The following is a 21,446-nucleotide window of genomic DNA, read 5'->3' on the forward strand; positions in this document are numbered from 1 at the left end:
ATGGATGTGACAGCAACATACTTACGCGGGCAAGACCTGATTGACCAAATTCAACAACAAGACTATTCACGAGACTTAATTGGCTATCATGGTGAACCACCTAAAGTAGAATGGCCAAATGGCGCTCGTGTCGCGGTTCAATTTGTATTGAACTATGAAGAAGGCGGGGAAAACCACGTAGAACATGGCGATGCAGGTTCAGAACAGTTCCTTTCCGATATTATTGGGGCAGCAAGCTTCCCAGCTAAACATATGTCTATGGATTCCATGTATGAATATGGCTCACGTGCAGGTTTCTGGCGCATTCATAACGAGTTTAAAAAACGCAATTTACCCATGACCATTTTTGGTGTGGGCATGGCGCTGGCGCGAAATCCCTACATTGTTGAAGCGATTAAAGAAGCCAATTATGACGTGGTTTCTCATGGACAGCGCTGGCTGCATTATCAGGACATGCCCATCGAACTTGAACGACAGCACATGGATCAGGCCATAAGTGTACTCGAAACCCTGTTTGGCCAAGCGCCAATCGGCTGGTATACCGGTCGCGATAGCCCGAATACCCGAAAATTATTAGCCGAATTTCCGCAGATTAAATATGACTGTGACTACTATGGCGACGACCTGCCATTTTGGAGCAATCTGACTGATAAAAATGGTGCAACACGTCCACATTTAATCATTCCCTATACCTTAGAAAGCAATGACATGAAGTTCAGTTCACCGGGCGGTTTCAACAGTGGGGAACAATTCTATCAATACTTAAAAGATGCCTTTGATGTGCTGTATGCTGAAGGTGAAACTGAACCTAAAATGCTATCGGTCGGCATGCATTGTCGTATTTTAGGGCGACCAGGACGCTTTAAGGCACTACAAAAGTTCCTCGATTATATTCAAAGTTACGACAACGTCTGGATTTGCCGCCGTGGCGATATTGCCGAGCACTGGTATAAAAACCATGCATTATAAGATATAAAATTTTTTAAAAAGAGAAGTTTAGCTTCTCTTTTTTTATTTATCCCATTTATAAAAAATGCAGAAAAACAAAATCTGGCACTGATATTGCAAAATTACTTTTGAACAAACATTCAATATTTTAGGCGATTTAATAGTGCAACTCGTTGAATTTAATAAAGCATCTCAACAAGATGCCATTACCTTTTTAGCGCACTGTGTGCAAATACCGAGCTGGTCGGAACAGCTTTCAGCGAATCGTCCTTATGCCTCGGTTGAAGAGGCTATGGACTTTGCAAAACAACAAGCAAAGACCTGGACTTGGGATGACATCAAAACAGCTTTAGATAAACATCCACGCATAGGCGAAAAAAAAGCACAGGCTGAATTGAGTGAGGTCGAAAAAAACTTTTCAAATCGTGAACAGTCCTCTATTACCACAGATGAAGAAACCCAGCTGGCTTTACTCAAGGGCAATATCGCCTATGAAAAGAAATATGGCTACATCTTCCTGATTAAAGCATTCGGTCTAAACAGTGAAGAAGTTCTTCAAGCCCTAAAATACCGTCTTTTAAATGATCCTGAAACTGAAAAGCGTATTGTCCATCATCAACTGGCTGAAATTGCCTTACTCCGATTAGCTCAGGAGCTGCAAGCATGATTAGTTCACATATTTTAGATACTAACTTAGGTAAGCCGGCAGCCAATGTGCTGATTAAATTATTCAATGCAGAGGGCAGCTTACTCGGTGAAGCAAGTACCAATGTCGATGGTCGGGTGACTGATTTTGGTCTAACCGAATTCAATAGCGGGGCATATAGCCTTGAATTCGCCACTTCTGCTTATTTTGATGCTTTAGAACTGGAAACCTTTTTTCCTAAAACCGTAATCCATTTCTATGTCAAAGATGCATCACAGCATTATCACATTCCTTTACTGATTAGCCCATTTGCGTACTCCACATATCGCGGAAGCTAATTTAATTTTTTGATTTGAGGGAAGAAAAAGAATGACTGAAGAAAGCAAAATCATTTCACCAGAACATGAATATTTAGGCGCAGGAAAAAGTGCAGCATATGGCTTACAACATGTATTAACCATGTATGGCGGAATTATCGCACCACCATTAATTGTGGGTACCGCGGCAGGTTTATCTGCGCAGCACATTGGTTTGCTGATTGCAGCCGCCTTATTTGTCGGTGGTCTGGCAACGATATTACAAACCATAGGCATAAAATATATCGGAGCCAAATTGCCGCTGGTACAAGGCGTTTCCTTTGCCGGTGTGGCGACGATGGTCGCAATTGTGACTACAGGCGGTGGCTTATCTGCCGTTTATGGTGCGGTGATTATTGCCTCACTGATCGGTTTCTTTCTGGCTCCCTATTTTTCCAAGATTATTCGCTTTTTCCCACCTGTCGTGACGGGTTGTGTGATTACGATTATTGGCTTATCACTCTTGCCTGTCGCTGTTCGCTGGATGATGGGCGGCAATAAGAATGCCCCTGAATGGGGAAGTGTGGAAAATATTGGATTGGCGCTGTTGACGCTGGGCATTGTGATCTGTTTGAACCTGACCAAGAATGCTTCTATCCGTCGTTTATCGATTCTTTTGGCTATTGTGATGGGCTCAGTACTGGCTTATCTGATGGGCTTTGGCGATTTTAGTAAAGTCGGCAATGGTGCATGGGTGCAGTTTCCAAGCCTATTTGCTTTTGGCATGCCAACTTTTGAATTGACCGCCATCATTTCCATGCTGATTGTGACTCTGGTGATCATGACTGAAACCACGGCAGATATTATTGCTGTGGGTGAAATTGTTGGAACCAAAGTAGATTCAGAACGTATTTCCAATGGTTTACGTGCCGATATGCTGTCCAGTGCGGTTGCACCAGTTTTTGGTTCATTTATGCAAAGTGCCTTTGCGCAAAATGTAGGCTTGGTTGCCATTACTGGCATCAAAAGTCGTTTTGTGGTTGCAGCTGGCGGCATGATTTTAGTGGTACTTGGTTTATTGCCAATTATGGGGCGTTTAATTGCAGCAATTCCTGTACCGGTACTTGGTGGTGCAGGTTTGGTGCTATTTGGAACAGTGGCTGCAAGTGGTATTCGTACCTTGGCAAAAATTGATTATAACGAGCAAAAGAACCTGATTATTGTCGCGACTGCCATTGCAGCCGGGATGATTCCGATCATTGACCATTCATTCTATGCCAATTTTCCGAAATGGATTCAAACCCTGTTCCACTCCGGCATTAGCTCTACCTGTTTGATGGCGATTATTTTGAATATTCTGTTTAATCATTTGAGTATTTTTAAATCCAAAAATACAGTTACAACCAAGAAGATTGTCGAGTCAGTGCATTAACATTCAATAATGTATACAAAGCCCATGTATGTCATGGGCTTTTTTTATCAAAAATTAAAAAACTTGGCTTCGATTTTGCTTTATCAATCTTGTAACTATTTTTCCTTTTTTGGGGCTAAACTTCTATGAAATTAACACAATTATTCACTGCAACTGTATTGGCAAGTGCTGCTGTTGGCGCACAAGCACAACCGATTTGGCAAGATTTCAGTCTGAGTGGTCTTTATGGCGAAAACTATGAAGTAGTAAACGAAAAGCAAACTACTTTAACTGTTGAATATACGGCAAAAATTAAATATGCAGACGTATTCTTCTTTGTTGACCGCATGCGTGGTACAGATGATATTAAATCAACTTATTTTGAATTGTCCCCGCGTTTAAGTTTGGGCGAAGTAACAGGTCAAAAACTTGCGTTTGGCCCAGTAAAAGATGTGTTGGTTTCGACCACTTGGGAAGGTGGAGAAGGCTTTGATAACTTCTTGTATGGTGTAGGTTTTGATCTGGATATTCCATATTTCCGTTATGCCAGCATCAACCTGTATCGTGCAAATAATGAAAATGTTGATGATGACTACCAGTTAACCTTGACCTATGGTGTTCCATTTAAACTGGGAACTGAAGAATTTTTGGTTGATGGCTTCCTGGATTGGTCAACAGAAGAAGATGATCATGATAGCGAGATGAACTGGACCACACAGTGGAAATGGAATGTAGGTAAACACATTTCTCCAAATACGAATTTGTATCTGGGTATCGAACACTCAATATGGAACAATAAATTTGGCATTCCAAATGCAGATGAAAATAACGTGAGTGCTTTAGTGAAATATCATTTCTAATTAAGCATATTACAGAACTATTTTAAAAGCCCTTGTGTCCAAGGGCTTTTTTATTGCTTTAATACGCTATGGAAATGACATGTGGAAAAGAATAAACATCGCAGTTTGGGCCAGTCCCAATCCGGTCAATCACCACAAAATCACTGGGTGCTTCCAGTGTCAATAAAGGATGGTGCCATGTTCCGGCATGGTAATTGACCCCTTGTGAACCATCACTGATAAAGGCCTGAACTTGATTCAGATCGGGCTTTGCAGCATCCAGTGCTGGTGCAACAACAATCAAAAAAGCCTGACCCTGCATAGGGATAAAGGCCTGTGATCCTAACGGATGCCTTTCTAACATGGAAATTTCAAAAGGCACTTGGGTAGATTGAATATTTTTGAAAATACTTAACCCAACTTTTGCATCGGTTTCCACTTCATCCAGTGCATGATAACGTTCAGTCTGTTGCTCATTAATATAAAAAAAATCGTTGCCTTGACATGCAATGACTTCACCAAAAGGCGCAAAGTTTTTTGCAGTTAAAGGCTGAATTTTTATAGTCAGTATTGTCATAATATTCACATTTATCTTGCAGTTTTTCCCCATAAACGGATACGGCTAATCCCGCCATCCGGAATCATGTTCACGCGAATATGCGATATTTTCTCATGCTGTAAAACTTCCTCTACAAAGCTGTGAATATGATCCATCTGCATATCTTGTGCTTCTAAAAGATATGGCCAGAACATGCTTTGCGGAATCAGTTGTTGATCGGTCGCATCTTCAATATAAATCGCCTGTATAGAAACTTGTGCAGGGTAGTTGCCTTTAAAATGCGCCGTATCAATATCAATTTTTTCAATTGAACCGCTTTGGCCTAAAGCCAGAATACACCAGTCAAAACCGGGTTCACGGCGGCGTTTGGTTTCCCAACCATCACCCATATTTATGCCACGACCTGGATTAATCAGATTACGTGGATGCCCAAAGTGTGCATCGCTATAGGCAATCACCCGACCACCATTTTCAAGAGCTAACAGATCCAGTACCTGATCCCTATCCTGAATCTGAATCTTAACTTCACCATAGACTTTAAATCGGGCGACACCACCATCCGGGAAAATATTTAAGCGCACATGGCTGAATACCAGCTCTGAGGAGACCTCAAAAATATGATGCTGTCCGGGTCCTAATTTACTATTTGGTAAAATTAAGTGCCAGGTAGCAGTGCTTAAGTCACCATTTGGTGCATAACAGGCTTCGACCGCAGCCGATGCCGGATAGTTCCCGGTAAAAAAAGTGGTATCAATATCCAGCGCTTGAATGGTTCCCGCTACCCCAAGCTGAACAATAGCCCAGTCATAGCCGGCATGACGTTTACGGCGGGTTTCCCATCCATCCATCCATTTGCCATGATTATCAAATTTGTCTTCTACAAAAATGGGGGCATCAAATTGCAACATTCGATTTGCTTCAGCAAAAAAATCATCTGAACATTCAAGTACTTCTGCACCAATTCTGCTATCTGCCAAGTTGGTGAGTTGTTGTATATGCACAGGAAGATCAAAAATAGGTGCAATTAATGTTGCCATAGTTATTTTCCATTCAAATTATGAATAACGTGAATATTAATTTTTATAAAACAGCCAAAATCTAAGTTAAAGCCTTATAAAAACTCGTGTTTACATCCATGTTGATGCACAGCTTGTGCCAACTTTTGAAAAAAATCGGTGCATGTTTTTCGAAAATGGCACGCTTTTAGCTTTTTAAGGAGCAGAAACAATATATTCAGAGGAGAAAATAGATGGAGATTACAATTATTGGTGCAGGCATGGGTGGATTGACCACGGGAATTGCACTAAAAAAGTTTGGGCATCAGGTCACCATCTATGAGCAAGCAGAACAAATTTTACCTGTCGGCGCAGCCATCTCGCTTTGGTCCAATGGTGTGAAGTGTTTGAATTACCTGGGGCTGACTGAACAGGTTGCCAAGCTAGGCGGTCAGATGGATCAGCTGGCGTATATGGATGGTTTGACGGGCGATACCATGACCCAGTTCAGTTTATTACCCTTGATTGAAGAAGTCGGGCAGCGTCCTTATCCGGTGGCACGTGCCGACTTGCAAAATATGCTGATGGATGAGTTTGGCCGTGATGATATTCAACTGGGTAAAAAAATGGTCTCACTACAGGAACAGGAGAATGGGGTACTGGTTGAATTTGCCGATGGTAGCGAAATTAAAACCGAATTATTGATTGGTGCCGACGGAACCCACTCGATTACGCGAGCTTATGTATTGGGTGAACAGGTTTCACGTCGTTATGCGGGTTATGTCAACTGGAATGGCCTGGTTGAAATCAGTGATCATCTTTCTCCGGCAGACCAGTGGACGACTTTTGTCGGTGAGGGTAAACGTGTTTCGCTAATGCCGGTTGCAGACGGAAAATTCTATTTCTTCTTTGATGTGCCATTACCGGTGGGTTTAGAAAACAATAAAGCTGAATATAAAACTTTACTGAAACATTATTTTAATGGCTGGTGTGCATCAGTTCAGCACTTGATTGATGCCTTAGATGAACAAAAAACCAACCGTGTAGAAATTCATGACATTGAACCTTTTGCCCAATTTTATAAAGGCCGTGTGGTGATTGTCGGTGATGCGGCACACAGTACAACGCCAGATATTGGGCAGGGCGGCTGCCAGGCCATGGAAGATGCGATTTATTTGGCTCGTGCCTTACAAATTAATACCTTGGGTTTACAGGATGCTTTAAAGCGTTATCAAAATAAACGTAATGAACGCGCCAATGAGCTGGTGCTACGCGCACGAAAACGCTGTGATGTGACCCATATGAAAGATGAAGTGGTGACCAAAGAATGGTATGAAGAATTAAGAAAAGAACAGGGGCCGCATATTATGAAAGGCATTATCAGCAATATTATTGGCAATCCATTAGATTAATTATTGAGTTCAGTTTTTTGTTTAGAAACCCTTCCTGATGAAGGGTTTTTTATTATAAAAAATGACTCAACGTACTTGGGAGAAATAACCATTTTCATGGAAAAAGATTCGTCAATTCAGTGCTGAAGGAGTACATTACTGCACTTTAGCGCTTAAAACAGGTCAAGTGATGGCATCTACATGGATTCTCTTTACCCTTATGGCTGCATTTATGCAGGCTTGGCGTAATGCGTTTCAAAAGCAGCTCAGTACGACTGTAGATGTCTATGGTGTGACTCTGGCACGTTTTCTTTTCGGTTTTCCTTTTGCCCTCATTTACCTGACAGGTTTATATCATTACCAGCCTATCCAGACTGCCATTACTTTTACTCCAAGGTTCTGGATTTACATTGTAGTTGCCGGGATCAGCCAGATTGCGGCAACAGCGTTGATGGTGCAGCTTTTTAAACAAAAAAATTATGCCATTGGGGTGGGACTGGCGAAAAGTGAAGCCATTTTGGCTGCGCTGATTGGTGCTTCATTATTGAGCGATCAGTTAAGCGGACTGGCCTGGTTTGGAGTTGCCTTGGGTGGACTTGCCGTATTTTTACTCAGTAAAGGGCCAAGAATAGAAAAACTTTCCCTGCCGACTTTATTGATTGGGATCGGCAGTGGATTATGTTTTGCCATTACCTCTTTATTGGTGCGTGAAGCCAGTTTGGAGCTACCGCAACTGCCATTTATTCATCGGGCGGCATGGGTATTGGTCAGTATTATTAGCTTTCAATGTATCAGTATGCTGATCTATTTAAGTTTATTTAGTCGTCAAACCTTAAAGGCGATGTGGGAAAGAATAGGGCTGACTTTTAAAGTCAGTGTCTGTAGTTTTATCGCTTCCTTAGGCTGGTTTACCGCCATGAGCATGCAATCTGTTGCGATTGTCAAAACACTGGGACAGATTGAAATCCTGTTTAGCTTGCTCATTTCTGCCTATTTCTTTAAGGAAAAACTGGCCAAAGCAGAGCACTGGGGATTATTACTGGTGGTGATTGCCGCCATACTGGTGATTTGGGCCTAGTTCGATTGGAGTCACAAGTTGTATCTTAATCATCATTTCAATGACTAAGATACCTAGAGCTCATCGCTTAAGCAGCTAATAAATCTTTTGCGGCCTGACGATGTTCAGCCAATAATTTATCCATATCAAGTCCCAGGACCTGTTGGTCTTTGACCACCCATTTACCTTTAACCATGACATGTTCTGCACGTTCTGCGCCACAGAGCAACAGTGCTGCAACAGGATCATGGCTGCCTGAAAATTTGATGTCATCCAGCGTATAAAACGCCAGATCCGCCTGAAAGTCAGGGGCAATTTCCCCCAGATGCTGATCTCGACCCAGCAATTGTGCCGAACCTTTAGTCACCCAGCCTAGGGCCAGTTCAGGAGTAATCACTTCAGCACCATATTTCAGACGTTGCAGATACATCGCCTGACGCGCTTCCAGAATTAAATTGGATGCATCTCCAGAGGCTGAACCATCCACACCCAAACCAATTTTTGCACCGGCCTGTATTAAATTCACAGTTGGACAAATCCCGGAAGCCAGACGCATATTGGAATGCGGGCAATGACAGATGCCTACTTGCGCTGTACCTAAACGGCGAATTTCATCGGCATTGAAATGAATGCCATGCGCGAGCCAGGTGCGATGATTTAACCAGCCGACACTGTCCAGATAATCGACTGTGCGCATGCCAAACTTTTCCAGACAAAATTTTTCTTCATCCAGAGTTTCCGCCAGATGGGTATGCAGCCGCACATCATGTTGCTGCGCCAGTTGGGCACTTTCACGCATAATTTCCTGTGTGACCGAAAAAGGAGAACAGGGTGCAAGGGCAATATTCACCATCGCATCTGCACCGCGGTCATGATATTTCGAAATCAGCCTTTCCGAATCGAGCAAGATGGTTTGCATATCCTGTACCGTGTGCTGCGGTGGCAGACCGCCTTGATCTTCACCCAGGCTCATCGAACCTCGAGTCAGCATGACACGGATACCTAAACTTTCCGCAGCCTGTACCTGAATATCAATCGCATCATGCAGTTGCTGGGGAAATAAATAATGGTGATCTGCCGCAAAAGTACAGCCGGACATCAATAATTCAGCCAAAGCCACTTGCGTCGCCAGATAGAGTTGTTCCGGATTTAGCTTGGCCCATACCGGATACAACGTCTTAAGCCAGGGGAAAAGCGGCGCATTCACCACGGGTGCCCAGGCACGGGTCAAGGTTTGATAGAAATGATGATGGCTATTGATTAGGCCAGGCAAAATCACCAGATTCTTGGCATCAAATGTTTCATCAAAGGGCGTAATGGGCGTTTGTCCTAATGCCACCAGTTCAACAATTTTTCCCGATTGAATGACCAGACCACCGCGTGCATCACTTTGATTGCCAGTAAAAATTGCCAGTGGATGTTTAATCCAGATTGTTGACATAACATTGCCTTAATCATTGAAATTTCATTTAAAAAAGCAAGAGTTATACCAACTGATATATTTTAGGCTAAAAACATAGGAACTTGCTGTTTTAGCGCTTCCATCTGTTCACTTATATCTTTAATCATTAATTGCGATGCTCTGGAAATTTGCCGTTTCGGAGCAACACAAAGAGCAATGGTCAGTGGATGCAGACCTTTTTCCAGAATCGGCTTGAATACCAATTCTTTGCGTTCCAGATAGGGCAAGACATCTAAAAAACTTAAAATGCCAATACCTAAATTTTTCTGGATCAGGGCATTCATCAGCCGGATATCATTAGATTCGGTTTTTCTGGCCGGAATAAATTGATGGTGCTTATACAGGGCCTGCACATAATCATGAATAATCAGCGGTTCCGAGGGAATAAAGTGGTTGTCGCCTAAGGTATCGGAAAAATAGATTTTTTCAGCATGCACCAGCGGATGATCATTGCTCATGACAAAACCGACCGGTAATTCCAGAAAATGGATCACTTCCAGATGATGATGTGCTTTGGGATTTAAAATTAATCCAAAATCAAGTTCGGCATCCATAATTTTTTTGGCAATAATTTCGCTGTCTGCCACCCGAATATTAAAATGAATCCAGGGGTAATTCTCATACATGTACTGTATGGATTGCATGATAAAACCATCGCTTAAAGCCGAGATCAGGCCAAATTCGATGGTGCCTCGATTCAGCCCCTGAATTTCATCAAAGCGGATACGGGTATGTTGAAACTCCTTTTGCCATTTCAGCAGGTCGGCATAGAGCAATTCACCTGCCAGAGTCAGCTTTAAGCCATTCGGCAAACGCTCAAACAAGATGATGCCCAAATCTTCTTCAGCCAGCGCGATTTGACGATGTACCGCAGAAACTGAAATAAATAGCTGATCGGCTGCCTTGCGCAGGCTGCCAGTTTTGGCGACCGCAATAAAATATTCGGAAAAACGTGAAAAGGGTGTATTCATATAGGTATTGGGGCAAATCTGCCTAACTGTCTTTTTTATAGCGCATGATAGTTCTTACTATGCGAGTTCTATGCCAAATTCACACTTTTTAGTCTGCTAAAACATTTCAGCCAACCTTAAGTGTTCTAATTTTTAGAATAAGAAGTACGAAACATTCTAATAGACAGAATGCTAAAAATTCATTTAATTTCAAATACAAGTTAAAGCTAAAGGTCAGAGTTTTGACCTTGAAAAGGCTTAGCCACGAAATTGAAAAGAAGGATTTTATATGAACGCCATACCAGTACTTAATCTATTTACTCAACCACATGGTAGTGCGTTTGATCCCTCTGACTGGAATATTTTGGCACAGTACTGGTATCCGGTTGCACGTATTCAGGACGTCAGTAGCACACCACAGCAAGTCATATTGCTGGATGTGAAAATGGCGCTGTATAAAACCGAGAGCGGGCAAATCCATTTGGCCCGGGATATCTGTCCGCACCGTGGTGTCCCACTAACCAAAGGCTGGGTACAAGGAGAAGAGCTGGTCTGTCCTTATCATGGACTACATTACAATACCGAAGGCAAATGCTCGAAAATTCCGGCTCAGCCAGAACTGACAAAAATCTCTGAGCGTTTTAGCCTGACCAAATTTCCTGTTGTAGAAAAATATGGCCTGATTTGGACCAGTCTATTTAACCGTGATCAAAGCGAGACGAATTTCCCGGTGCTGGAAACTTGGGATGCGGAAGGTCATCAGACCATTTTGCCGCCATTTGTGGATATTAATGGTTCCAGTGGCCGTCAGCTGGAAGGCTTTATTGATGTTGCACACTTTGCCTGGGTGCATCATCAGGCATTTGCAGACCGTGAAAACCAGGTGGTGCCGAAGTACCATACCGAACGTACATACTACGGTTTAAAAAGCATCTACATTTCCAATGTCAGCAACTATCCGCATGGTCTACAACATTTAGAGCCGGAAGGTTTTATGTGGACCCGTGAATTTGATGTCTATCCGCCATTTTCTGCGACATTGAAAGTGTATTTCCCCAATGATGGCATTTTAAAAATTTTAAATGCGTGCTGTCCGGTCTCCCATAATAAAACCCGACTATTTGTGCCGCTGACCCGTAACTTCGACACCACCGGAGATTTACAGGCAGTGTATGATTTTAATGCACAAATTTTTGCAGAAGATCAGGAGATGGTGGAAAGCCAAAAGCCAGAAGAATTGCCACTGGATATCAGTATGGAAGCCCATTTTGAAGCAGATCGTTCATCTACCACTTACCGCCGTATATTGGCCGAGTGGGGGTTAAGTAAACGCTATATCGTTTAAATATTTAAAAAAAGCACCTTTATATAGCAGGTGCTTTTTTATTTTAAGCACACTTTAAAATTTATATTAATGAGCATTACCAATGATAAATAGTCCGAGCCAAGCGCAAATCATTAAATTCCTGAAACTTTCCAATGAGGTGGGTAAACGTGCCATCAGTTTAGGGCATCATCCTTTTGGTGCAGTTCTGGTGGCTCCGGATCATGAAACAGTACTTTTGACCCAATGTAATATTGATACGGTCAACCATGCCGAATCTACCCTGGCACGTATTGCAGCCACCAACTATCCGCCTGAATATTTATGGCAATGTACTTTATATACAGCAGTAGAGCCTTGCTGTATGTGCTCTGGCACGATTTATTGGGCCAATATTGGCCGCGTTGTGTATGGCATGACCGAAGAAAAACTGCTGGCCTGTACCGGAAATCATGATGAAAACCCGACGATGAGTGTGTCCTCTCCCTATGTATTTTCCCATTGCCAAAAAGAGGTGGAACTGATTGGTCCAGTGTCTGAACTGGAAGATGAAATAGCCCAATTGCAAAATGGGTTTTGGTCGAGAAGATAATCAATTTTTTTATGCATTGCTGTTTTTAAATAGATTTTAATTTAATAAAAGATTTTTAAATATTTAACTTAAAAATATTCATTTTCATTCAGTTGGAATATTAATTGCTTCACTCAGACTGATTTTAAATATTTTTAAAACATTCTCTTTGAAAAAATATAGATGGAGTTGCATTAATGAGTTTAAAAAAGAAAACTTTGGGGAACGCCTTTCTGGTTTTAGGCAGTTTGGCCGTACTGATTCCTGGTCAGTCTCAAGCCAAAGAAAAAGCGGCTTTTATCTATTTGGGACCCACCAGTGACCACGGCTGGTCTTATTCACATGAACAAGGCCGTGTAAAGGCAGAAAAAGCCTTGGCCGGTAAATATCAAACCACATTTATTGAAAATGTACCCGAGACTGCAGATGCAGAACGTGTGGTCCGTAATCTTGCACAGCAAGGCAATAAGGTCATTTTTGGTACCTCATTTGGCTATATGAACGCGATGGAAAAAGTCGCCAAGCAGTTTCCAAATACCGTATTTATGCATGCAACCGGCTACAAACAAGCTAAAAACCTGGGTGTATATGAAACGCGTACCTATGAAGGTGCTTATATGCTGGGTGTAGTGGCAGGACAAAAAACTCAAACCGATACCATTGGTGTAGTCGCATCATTTCCGATTCCTGAAGTGGTACGTAACATCAATGCCTATACCTTAGGCGCACAAAGTGTCAATCCTAAAGTGAAAACCAAAGTGATCTGGGCAAATACCTGGTTTAACCCGGGCAAGGAACGTGAAGCGGCGTTAGCGCTGATTGCACAAAAAGCCGATGTGTTGATGCAGAATACCGACTCGCCGGCAGTGGTACAGGCTGCGCAGCAAAAGGGCGTCTATGCTTTTGGCTGGAACTCGGACATGAGTAAATTTGGTCCTAAGGCGCACTTGGCAGCAGCGGTGCTGCATTGGGATAAAATTTATGAGCCAGTTATGAAACAAGTCGCGGCCAAAACCTGGAAAACGTCGGCAATTAAATATGGGGTTCAACAAGGCGCAGTGAACATTGAAAATTTTGGCCCATCCACCACACCTGAAATGAAAGCCAAAGCAATTGCCGTGCGCAATGCACTACAAAAAGGCAGTTTGCATCCATTCACTGGTCCAATCTATAAACAGGATGGTAGCTTGCTTGTGGCAAAAGGCAATTCATTAACAGATGCAGATTTAGCGAAAACCAATTATTACGTCAAAGGTGTAGAAGGAAGTTTTCCTAAATAACCAGACTGCGTAATTAAATGCAAATTACTCATTTTATTTTAAATTCAGGGTTATTTTTTTGAAATAGCACACTGATTTAATAGAGGTTATATTGTCCTATGAACATTCCAGTGATTGATTTAAGCGGCGCTTTGGCTGCTGGATCTAAACAGGTCAATGAGGTTGTGCATCTGCTGCGCCAAGCTGCAACCAGTTCGGGTTTCTTTTATGTCAAAAATCATGGCATTGATCCAGTTTTAATTCAGCGTCAATTTGCACTATGCAAACAGATTTTTGACCTGCCTTTAAACACTAAACTGAAATATGATCAAAGCCTGAATGCCAGTCATTTGGGGTTTGAACAGTTGTCTGCACAAAAGTCAGATTACAACGCCAAGCCGGATATTAAGGAAGGTTTCTATTGCGGTAAAACTTATAGTGATGACCATCCCTATGTGTTAGCCAAATATCAAGGCTATGGTATTAATCAATGGCCAAGTGAAGTACCTGAAATGGAGCAATACTGTCAGGAATATATTGCAGAACTGAGCCTGCTGGCAAAGCGCATTATGCAGTTACTGGCTTTATCTCTGGAACTGGATGAGCATTATTTTGATGAATGTTGTCATGATCCCATGATGACCTTGAAAATGCTGCGCTATCCGCCTCATCCAGCAGATGCCGATGAAAACAGCTTTGGTGTCGGTGCGCACACAGATTGGGGTTCAATTACGATTTTGGCGCAAGATAATTGTGGTGGTTTGGAAGTTTGCTTTCCAGATGGAAACTGGGTCACTGCACCACCTATTGAGGGTACTTTTGTCGTCAATTTAGGTGACCTGATTCCACGTTGGAGTAACGATTTATTTAAATCTAATCCACACCGGGTACGGAATATGTATGCAGACGGAAAATCGCGTTATTCGATTCCTTTCTTTTATGGTCCAAATTATATGACCCATATTTATGCCTTGCCTGGCACAGTCAAAGAGATGGAAAGTTACCGTTATAAGCCATGCACCGCAGGGGAACACATGGAAGAAATGTACATGAAAGCCTATTCCTTAAATGCAGAAGAACAAAAGGTTTTAGAAAAAATTTAAACACGGAAAAACTGACTCAGAAATAAAAAAGCCCAATTTCGAACAAGTTTGGGCTTTTTTTTATCATTATTGAACTGTGAATATTCTGCCTGCGCTAAAAAAAAGCATTTCTGCTGGCTGATCGAGTAGCTTTGCTTTTTAATCAAATTGAAAATAAAAAAAATGAGAAAAATAAAAGAACTTTAAAACGTAAGATTTTGTATTTTATAAATAAAAAATAATATTTTTGTTCTAAAAAACAGAACGTGATGTTTATGTTCTAATTTTTATCAATTTTGGAATAGAACTTGCTATTTAAGAGAAAGTGAACAGAAAAATTAAACCGATGTTCAAATTTCACATTTCTAATTCATTGTTATTGCTTGAATTAGAAATACACCATTCATAATGGAGCAGTTTTATGCAAAAAAAAATCAGCTTTAAATCACAGTTTAAAAAACTTGTACTGACATTAAGTACAGCAACTGTTTTGGGGACATCTTTTATCAGCCTGGCACATGCGGCTGACAAAGCGGCCTTTGTTTATATTGGCCCAACCAGTGATCATGGCTGGACTTATTCACATGACCAGGGGCGTATCAAAACAGAAAAAGCCTTGGCTGGAAAATACACAACTTCTTATATTGAAAATGTGCCAGAAACTGCAGATGCAGAGCGTGTAATCCGTAATCTGGCGCAGCAGGGCAACAAAGTGATTTTTGCCACTTCTTTCGGTTATATGAACCAGATGGAAAAGGTGGCCAAACAGTTTCCAAATACCGTCTTCATGCATGCAACTGGCTACAAGCAGGGCAAAAATCTGGGGATTTATGATGTACGCACCTATGAAGGTGCATACATGTTAGGTGTGGTTGCTGGGCAAACGACTAAAACCAATACCCTGGGTGTCGTGGCTTCTTTCCCGATTCCTGAAGTAGTACGTAACATCAATGCCTATACTTTGGGCGCGCAAAGTGTCAATCCTAAAGTCAAAACCAAAGCGATCTGGGTCAATTCATGGTTTAACCCGGGTAAAGAGCGTGATGCAGCTTTGGCGCTGATTTCACAGAAAGCTGATGTGCTGATGCAAAACACCGATTCACCAGCCGTTGTCCAAGCTGCACAGCAAAAAGGCGTTTATGCCTTTGGTTGGGACTCAGACATGAGCAAGTTTGGTCCTAAAGCACACTTGGCAGCTTCAGTGTTGCATTGGGAAAAAATCTATACGCCAGTCTTACAGCAAGTTGCGCAAAAAACCTGGAAGCCAAGTGCAATGTGGTACGGCATTAAACAGGATGCGGTGAGAATTGAAAACTTTGGTCCTGCAGTGCCAGCCAAAGTGAAACAGTCTGCCTTAAATGTACAAAGTGGAATTCATAAAGGTTCGCTGCATCCATTCCAGGGACCTTTATATAAACAGGATGGCAGTCTGGTAATTGCGAAAGGTAAAGTTTTGTCTGATGCAGAGCTAGGCAAAATGAATTACTACGTCAAAGGCGTAGAAGGTGCTTTACCTAAATAAATCAGATGGCATGAATGAGCTTTTCATTCATGCCTTTCTTTTTTCATTTTTTCGAGCTTGTCTATGAATGACTTATCCGATAATGCGACATATGTTGACGTACAACAGGCTGTAGAACTGACCGTTTCACGCCTGGAACTGGTCAATATTGGTAAAAGTTATAATTCGCTAAAAGCCAACGATCAGATTGATCTTAAAGTTCAGGCTGGGCAAATTCATGCCATCTTAGGTGAAAATGGGGCCGGTAAAAGCACCCTGATGAAAATTATTTATGGGGCGACACAGGCAGATCAGGGCCAGATCATCTGGAATGGCAAAGAGGTGAGCATCGAAAACCCGGCTGCCGCGCGCAAGCTTGGCATCGGGATGGTGTACCAACATTTTTCACTCTTTGAAACTTTAACCGTTGCGGAAAATATTCTGCTGGGGCTGGATGAAAAATACGACCTTGCTGAGCTCAGACAAAAAATTGTCGAAGTTTCAGAACAATATGGCCTGCCGATAGATCCGCGCCGTGAAGTCTATTCGCTGTCCGTTGGTGAGCGGCAACGTGTCGAAATTATCCGCTGTCTATTGCAGCAACCGTCCTTGATTATTTTAGATGAACCGACTTCGGTCTTGACTCCACAAGCGGTGAAACAGCTGTTTAAAACCCTGAAACTGCTGGCTTCGCAAGGGGTATCGATTCTATACATCAGCCACAAACTGCATGAAATACAAGAGCTGTGCGATGAAGCCACCATTTTAAGAAATGGTCGGGTCACTGGTCACGTCAAACCGAATGAAAAAAGCACCAGTGAATTGGCCCGTCTCATGATTGGACGTGAACTTCCGACCTATCAACACTCGGCATTTTCAGGTGAACAAAGTGTCTTGCTGCAAGTCAAGCAACTCAATTATGCATCTGATGATCCCTTTGGAGTGTCTTTAAGCAATATAGAGCTGCAATTAAAAGCTGGTGAAATCACCGGTATTGCCGGAATCTCTGGCAATGGTCAGGCGGAATTGCTGGCATTGCTATCGGGCGAAAGGCTGACTGATCAGGGCGAAATCCTGTTTGAAGGCAGAAATGTCTCCAGACTGTATGCAGGTGAACGTCGTGATTTCGGCTTGGGCTTTGTTCCGGAAGAGCGTTTGGGACGTGGTGCAGTGCCCAATATGAGCTTGTCGCAAAATGCCTTCCTCACGGCATTTCGCCAAGGTTTAAGCCATTTTGGACTAATCAATTTTGAAAAAACTAAAGCCTTTGCTGCACATTGCATTGAACGGTTTAATGTCAAGGCAGCCGGTCCGCAGGCAGAAGCACGCAGCTTGTCTGGCGGTAACTTGCAAAAATTTATTGTAGGCCGGGAAATTCTACAAAACCCGAAAGTGCTGATTGTCTCCCAACCGACTTGGGGGGTTGATATTGGGGCATCCATGTTTATCCGCCAGACCTTGATTGATCTATCGCGTCAGGGAGTGGCCATTTTGGTGATTTCCGAAGAATTGGAAGAGCTCTTTGAAATCAGCGATCAGCTCTGTGTACTGGCCAGCGGCAAATTGTCTGAATCGATTGCCACCCATAACACCAATGCTGAAGAAATCGGTTTATTAATGGCTGGAATCAATAACAATGCAGTCGCTCAGGCTGCAACTGAAATACAACCAATTTCAGTTTAGAGAAGAATAGGTGATTTGATGCATTTACTCGAACCTAGAGAACATCCTTCTCAACTTATGAAATGGCTGTCTCCCTTTATTGCGCTATTGGCCATGCTCTGTGTCGGTAGCCTGCTGTTTTTAATGCTTGGGGTTAATCCGCTTCAGGCTTTGTATATTTTCTTTATCGAGCCGCTCAGTAGTGCCTATAACCTGAGTGAACTACTGATTAAAGCCAGTCCATTGATTTTGATTGCCTTGGGTCTGGCGGTCGGTTTTCGTGCCAAATTATTCAATATTGGCGCCGAAGGACAGCTGACCATGGGTGCCATCTTTGGTGGTGGTATTGCGATCTTATTCTTTGAACAGATGGGCTGGTGGATTTTACCGCTGATGATCATCATGGGGGCAGTCGGTGGTGCGATTTGGGGGCTGATTCCAGCACTATTAAAAACTCATTTTAATGCAGAAGAAACCCTGACCACCTTGATGATGAACTATGTGGCATTTTTTCTGCTCATGTATTTAGTGAATGGGCCGTGGCGTGATCCGGACGGCATGAATTTTCCGCAATCGGTGATGTTTAGTGAAAGTGCGGTTTTACCCTATGTGATTGAGGGTACAAGGGTCAATGCCTCTATTTTTCTGACCATGTTAGCTGTGGTTTTGTTCTGGATATTTATTCGTAAAAGTGTCAGCGCATATAGATTAGAAGTCAGTGGTCAAGCGCCTATGGCGGCCCAATATGCCGGTTTTTCGTCCAAAAAAGCCATCTGGTTCAGTTTAGGGATTTCCGGATTGATGGCAGGAATTGCCGGGATTTGTGAAGTGGCAGGTCCGATTGGCCAGCTCAATCCGAATATTTCTCCGGGCTATGGTTATGCCGCAATTATTGTGGCCTATTTGGGCCGTTTAAACCCGATTGGCATTGTATTGTCGGGCTTGCTGATGGCGCTGATTTATCTGGGTGGTGAACTGGCACAAATGCAGTTGCAGCTTCCTGTTGCCATTACCGGTATTTTCCAGGGTTTATTGCTGTTTTTCCTGTTGGCTTCAGATGCGCTGATTGAAAATCGCTACCGTTTCGCCAAGAAGAAGCAGCCACCCGCTGAAACTGTTCAACCAGCGGTTTAATGCTGTAAATAAAAAGGATAACCAGAGATGAGTATAGAAATTACAGCCATTCTTGCCGGTACTGTGGCCGCAGCGACTCCATTGATATTTGCAGGTTTAGGCGAACTTGTTGCAGAACGTACAGGCGTGATTAATTTGGGCGTAGAAGGGATGATGCTGGTCGGTGCGATTGCCGGTTTTGCCTTTGCTAGTCAATATGATGCCAGTGTCTTAAGTGCTTTGTTTATGGGAGGACTGGCTGGAAGCTTGATGGCACTGATTTTTGCCTTTTTTACTTTATCAATGAGCACCAATCAGTCGGCCTGCGGTCTGGCTTTGACCATTTTTGGGATCGGGATTTCGGCTTTTATCGGGCAGAATTATGTGAGTACTGCATTGCCTGGATTACAAAACTTAAATATCCCTGGACTGGCTGATATTCCTTTTATTGGTCCAATTTTATTTCAGCAAAACTATGTGGTGTATTTATCTATTCTGGCATTCGCTGTGGTGTGGTGGGTATTGGCCAAAACCCGTTTGGGATTATTGCTGAAAGCAGTAGGCGAATCGCCAGAAAGTGCGCATGCCATGGGCTACAACGTTTTGGCGATTCGTTATGGTGCTGTTCTTTTTGGCGGCGCTATGGCAGGAATTGGCGGGGCTTTCCTCTCAACCGTATATACCCCGATGTGGATTGAAAATATGGTTGCCGGACGTGGCTGGATTGCCATTGCTTTAGTCGTTTTTGCCGCATGGAAACCAACCCGATTAATGCTGGGTGCCTATTTATTTGGCGGGGTCACCATTTTGCAATTCCATGCTCAGGCACTAGGACTGAATATTCCGAATGAATTTTTATCAGCATTACCCTATATCGCAACGATTTTGGTTCTGGTGATCATTTCACGTGATAAAAAACTACTGAAACTGAATTTGCCTGCTTCGCTGGGTAAGACGTTTAGCCCTTAACTGGACAAAGCAGAGGAAATATGACAATGAAAATCATGACTGCAGATTATGTCCTGACCATGAATTCGGCACTGGATTGTATTCGCCATGGAGCAATTTTAATTGAGGGTGCATATATCAAGCAGGTCGGTACGCTGGAAGAATTAAGCCGGCAATATCCCCATGTAGAAGTGAGCCAATATCCGAACAGCTTACTGATGCCGGGTTTAATCAATACCCACTGTCATTCAGGTCTGTTAAGAGGCACCGCCGAAGGTTTGCCTGTCTGGGACTGGTTGCAGCAGTTTATCGATCCCATGCACCGAGTTTTAACGCCTGAAGATGCCAAAATAGCTTCTTATCTCTGCTATGCCGAAGCGCTGCTTTCAGGAACCACAACCATCGTGGATATGTGGCGCTATATGGATGGCAGTACCGAAGCAGCAGAGCAACTTGGCATCCGCGCGGTACTGGTGCCTTATGTGGCAGAACATCCTGATCATCACTATTTTGAAACCTTAAATAGCAATGAAGCCCTGATTCAAAAATGGCATCAAGGCGCAGCTGGACGAATCAATGTCTGGGTCGGTCTGGAACATCTGTTTTATGCAGAAGAAAAGGCCTTGGCCCGTATTCAGAAACTTTGTCAGGATTATCAGACCGGTTTTCACACCCATAGCAATGAAAGCCAGTTTGATGTCGAAGAAAACCTTAGACGCTATGGCATTCGCCCCATCCAGACGCTCGAACGTTTAGGCATGTTTGATGTTCCGAAATGTCTGTTGGCGCACTGTGTCTGGGCCAATTCAGACGAGATTGAAATTCTTAAGCATTATGATGTTGGCGTTGCACATAATCCCATCTCCAATATGAAATTGGCTTCAGGTGCGGCACCTATTACCGAAATGCTGCATCATGGCATTGCGGTTGGATTAGGTACGGATGGTGAAAAAGAAAATAATAATCTGGATATGTTTGAGGAAATGAAAACTGCCTCTTTATTGGCCAAATTTTCCAATTTAGATGCCGCAGCACTAGATTCATGGTCAGTCTGTCAAATGGCAACGCTGACAGGTGCAAAAGCACTGGGCATGCAGCATCAGATTGGATCGCTTGAAGCAGGTAAACTGGCCGATATCATTGCTGTTGATATGGCGACGCCTCGAATGACGCCTTTGATCGATCAAGGACGCTTATTCAATTTGCATACCAATCTGGTGCATGCGGTACAAGGCCAAGATGTGCATATGACTATGGTCAATGGGCAAGTGGTGGTGGAAAACCGCAAACTGGTGCATGCAGATATGCAGGCCTTAATCGATCAGGTCAATCAGGCAGCACCTGCGTTATTCAGACGCCGTGACAAATGGCTGTCAGAGCAGGGAACTGTGGTCAATGAATTGCAGCGCTCTTAGTATTATCTGTTAAAAAT

The 21,446-nt window shown here is 42.9% G+C and carries 20 protein-coding genes; 16 read left to right on the forward strand and 4 right to left on the reverse strand.

The features are described 5' to 3' along the window. Positions 1–6: 6 nt before the first annotated feature. The 5 genes from puuE (at position 7) to ACE01R_RS13055 (ending at position 4,161) form a co-directional block, all read left to right on the forward strand. Entirely contained in the window at positions 7–969 is a 963-nt protein-coding gene (puuE, locus tag ACE01R_RS13035; protein ID WP_395551580.1) for an allantoinase PuuE, read from the forward strand. 142 nt (positions 970–1,111) lie between these two features. After that, positions 1,112–1,615, forward strand: coding sequence for a 2-oxo-4-hydroxy-4-carboxy-5-ureidoimidazoline decarboxylase (uraD, locus tag ACE01R_RS13040; RefSeq protein WP_395551581.1), 504 nt, complete (start codon positions 1,112–1,114; stop codon positions 1,613–1,615). Then, a complete protein-coding gene (gene uraH, locus ACE01R_RS13045) occupies positions 1,612–1,932 on the forward strand; it encodes a hydroxyisourate hydrolase (protein ID WP_395551582.1) in 321 nt (106 codons plus the stop codon). The genes uraD and uraH overlap by 4 nt, the downstream gene beginning before the upstream one ends. Before the next feature lie 31 nt (positions 1,933–1,963). Next, positions 1,964–3,322: a nucleobase:cation symporter-2 family protein gene (locus tag ACE01R_RS13050; protein ID WP_395551583.1), complete on the forward strand. Its 1,359-nt coding sequence runs from the start codon at positions 1,964–1,966 to the stop codon at positions 3,320–3,322. A gap of 125 nt (positions 3,323–3,447) precedes the next feature. Then, entirely contained in the window at positions 3,448–4,161 is a 714-nt protein-coding gene (locus ACE01R_RS13055; protein ID WP_395551584.1) for an outer membrane protein OmpK, read from the forward strand. 58 nt (positions 4,162–4,219) lie between these two features. Here ACE01R_RS13055 and ACE01R_RS13060 read toward each other — a convergent pair whose 3' ends face one another. Continuing rightward, positions 4,220–4,717 carry an ureidoglycolate lyase gene (locus ACE01R_RS13060; protein ID WP_395551585.1) on the reverse strand — a complete coding sequence of 166 codons (498 nt, stop codon included), beginning with the start codon at positions 4,715–4,717 and terminating at the stop codon, positions 4,220–4,222. A gap of 11 nt (positions 4,718–4,728) precedes the next feature. Continuing rightward, positions 4,729–5,736 carry an allantoicase gene (gene alc, locus ACE01R_RS13065; protein WP_395551586.1) on the reverse strand — a complete coding sequence of 336 codons (1,008 nt, stop codon included), beginning with the start codon at positions 5,734–5,736 and terminating at the stop codon, positions 4,729–4,731. Between the two features lie 212 nt (positions 5,737–5,948). Between alc and hpxO the strand changes: the two genes are divergently transcribed. Together hpxO and ACE01R_RS13075 are read left to right on the forward strand one after the other, a co-directional pair. Beyond that, positions 5,949–7,106 carry an FAD-dependent urate hydroxylase HpxO gene (gene hpxO / locus ACE01R_RS13070; RefSeq protein WP_395551587.1) on the forward strand — a complete coding sequence of 386 codons (1,158 nt, stop codon included), beginning with the start codon at positions 5,949–5,951 and terminating at the stop codon, positions 7,104–7,106. A 169-nt stretch (positions 7,107–7,275) separates the two neighbouring features. Next, entirely contained in the window at positions 7,276–8,163 is an 888-nt protein-coding gene (locus tag ACE01R_RS13075; protein WP_395551588.1) for an EamA family transporter, read from the forward strand. Positions 8,164–8,230: 67 nt separating this feature from the next. Here ACE01R_RS13075 and ACE01R_RS13080 read toward each other — a convergent pair whose 3' ends face one another. Next, entirely contained in the window at positions 8,231–9,583 is a 1,353-nt protein-coding gene (locus ACE01R_RS13080) for an 8-oxoguanine deaminase (protein WP_395551589.1), read from the reverse strand. Positions 9,584–9,645: 62 nt separating this feature from the next. Continuing rightward, a complete protein-coding gene (locus ACE01R_RS13085; RefSeq protein WP_395551590.1) occupies positions 9,646–10,575 on the reverse strand; it encodes a LysR family transcriptional regulator in 930 nt (309 codons plus the stop codon). A 268-nt stretch (positions 10,576–10,843) separates the two neighbouring features. Here ACE01R_RS13085 and ACE01R_RS13090 point away from each other — a divergent pair, with 268 nt between their 5' ends. From ACE01R_RS13090 to ACE01R_RS13130, 9 genes are all read left to right on the forward strand, one after another. Beyond that, a complete protein-coding gene (locus tag ACE01R_RS13090) occupies positions 10,844–11,899 on the forward strand; it encodes a Rieske 2Fe-2S domain-containing protein (protein ID WP_395551591.1) in 1,056 nt (351 codons plus the stop codon). Between the two features lie 82 nt (positions 11,900–11,981). Next, positions 11,982–12,470: a nucleoside deaminase gene (locus ACE01R_RS13095; RefSeq protein ID WP_395551592.1), complete on the forward strand. Its 489-nt coding sequence runs from the start codon at positions 11,982–11,984 to the stop codon at positions 12,468–12,470. Between the two features lie 176 nt (positions 12,471–12,646). Beyond that, complete coding sequence (locus ACE01R_RS13100; RefSeq protein ID WP_395551593.1) at positions 12,647–13,729, forward strand: BMP family ABC transporter substrate-binding protein; 1,083 nt, start codon at positions 12,647–12,649, stop codon at positions 13,727–13,729. A gap of 98 nt (positions 13,730–13,827) precedes the next feature. Continuing rightward, the gene (locus tag ACE01R_RS13105) at positions 13,828–14,811 is read left to right on the forward strand and encodes an isopenicillin N synthase family dioxygenase (protein WP_395551594.1); all 984 of its coding nucleotides are present in this window, start codon (positions 13,828–13,830) and stop codon (positions 14,809–14,811) included. Between the two features lie 400 nt (positions 14,812–15,211). Continuing rightward, positions 15,212–16,312 carry a BMP family ABC transporter substrate-binding protein gene (locus tag ACE01R_RS13110; protein WP_395551595.1) on the forward strand — a complete coding sequence of 367 codons (1,101 nt, stop codon included), beginning with the start codon at positions 15,212–15,214 and terminating at the stop codon, positions 16,310–16,312. A 63-nt stretch (positions 16,313–16,375) separates the two neighbouring features. Then, on the forward strand, positions 16,376–17,974 hold the full coding sequence (locus ACE01R_RS13115; RefSeq protein ID WP_395551597.1) for an ABC transporter ATP-binding protein: 1,599 nt from the start codon (positions 16,376–16,378) through the stop codon (positions 17,972–17,974). Between the two features lie 18 nt (positions 17,975–17,992). Continuing rightward, entirely contained in the window at positions 17,993–19,087 is a 1,095-nt protein-coding gene (locus ACE01R_RS13120; protein WP_395551604.1) for an ABC transporter permease, read from the forward strand. A 27-nt stretch (positions 19,088–19,114) separates the two neighbouring features. Continuing rightward, positions 19,115–20,035, forward strand: a complete 921-nt coding sequence (locus ACE01R_RS13125) for an ABC transporter permease (RefSeq protein WP_395551608.1) — start codon at positions 19,115–19,117, stop codon at positions 20,033–20,035. A gap of 26 nt (positions 20,036–20,061) precedes the next feature. Continuing rightward, positions 20,062–21,429, forward strand: a complete 1,368-nt coding sequence (locus ACE01R_RS13130) for an amidohydrolase family protein (protein WP_395551631.1) — start codon at positions 20,062–20,064, stop codon at positions 21,427–21,429. Positions 21,430–21,446: the final 17 nt, after the last annotated feature.

It is taken from the genome of Acinetobacter sp. BSP-28, from assembly GCF_044130285.1.
Lineage (GTDB): Bacteria > Pseudomonadota > Gammaproteobacteria > Pseudomonadales > Moraxellaceae > Acinetobacter.

Excerpts from the sequence above, each read along its gene's own strand:
- alc (WP_395551586.1), bottom strand. The coding sequence starts at position 5,736 with ATGGCAACATTAATTGCACCTATTTTTGATCTTCCTGTGCATATACAA.
- uraH (WP_395551582.1), top strand. The coding sequence starts at position 1,612 with ATGATTAGTTCACATATTTTAGATACTAACTTAGGTAAGCCGGCAGCC.
- ACE01R_RS13085 (WP_395551590.1), bottom strand. The coding sequence starts at position 10,575 with ATGAATACACCCTTTTCACGTTTTTCCGAATATTTTATTGCGGTCGCC.
- ACE01R_RS13130 (WP_395551631.1), top strand. The coding sequence starts at position 20,062 with ATGAAAATCATGACTGCAGATTATGTCCTGACCATGAATTCGGCACTG.
- ACE01R_RS13100 (WP_395551593.1), top strand. The coding sequence starts at position 12,647 with ATGAGTTTAAAAAAGAAAACTTTGGGGAACGCCTTTCTGGTTTTAGGC.
- ACE01R_RS13080 (WP_395551589.1), bottom strand. The coding sequence starts at position 9,583 with ATGTCAACAATCTGGATTAAACATCCACTGGCAATTTTTACTGGCAAT.
- ACE01R_RS13055 (WP_395551584.1), top strand. The coding sequence starts at position 3,448 with ATGAAATTAACACAATTATTCACTGCAACTGTATTGGCAAGTGCTGCT.
- ACE01R_RS13105 (WP_395551594.1), top strand. The coding sequence starts at position 13,828 with ATGAACATTCCAGTGATTGATTTAAGCGGCGCTTTGGCTGCTGGATCT.
- ACE01R_RS13060 (WP_395551585.1), bottom strand. The coding sequence starts at position 4,717 with ATGACAATACTGACTATAAAAATTCAGCCTTTAACTGCAAAAAACTTT.
- hpxO (WP_395551587.1), top strand. The coding sequence starts at position 5,949 with ATGGAGATTACAATTATTGGTGCAGGCATGGGTGGATTGACCACGGGA.
- ACE01R_RS13050 (WP_395551583.1), top strand. The coding sequence starts at position 1,964 with ATGACTGAAGAAAGCAAAATCATTTCACCAGAACATGAATATTTAGGC.
- ACE01R_RS13120 (WP_395551604.1), top strand. The coding sequence starts at position 17,993 with ATGCATTTACTCGAACCTAGAGAACATCCTTCTCAACTTATGAAATGG.
- ACE01R_RS13110 (WP_395551595.1), top strand. The coding sequence starts at position 15,212 with ATGCAAAAAAAAATCAGCTTTAAATCACAGTTTAAAAAACTTGTACTG.
- ACE01R_RS13095 (WP_395551592.1), top strand. The coding sequence starts at position 11,982 with ATGATAAATAGTCCGAGCCAAGCGCAAATCATTAAATTCCTGAAACTT.
- ACE01R_RS13090 (WP_395551591.1), top strand. The coding sequence starts at position 10,844 with ATGAACGCCATACCAGTACTTAATCTATTTACTCAACCACATGGTAGT.
- ACE01R_RS13125 (WP_395551608.1), top strand. The coding sequence starts at position 19,115 with ATGAGTATAGAAATTACAGCCATTCTTGCCGGTACTGTGGCCGCAGCG.
- ACE01R_RS13075 (WP_395551588.1), top strand. The coding sequence starts at position 7,276 with ATGGCATCTACATGGATTCTCTTTACCCTTATGGCTGCATTTATGCAG.
- ACE01R_RS13115 (WP_395551597.1), top strand. The coding sequence starts at position 16,376 with ATGAATGACTTATCCGATAATGCGACATATGTTGACGTACAACAGGCT.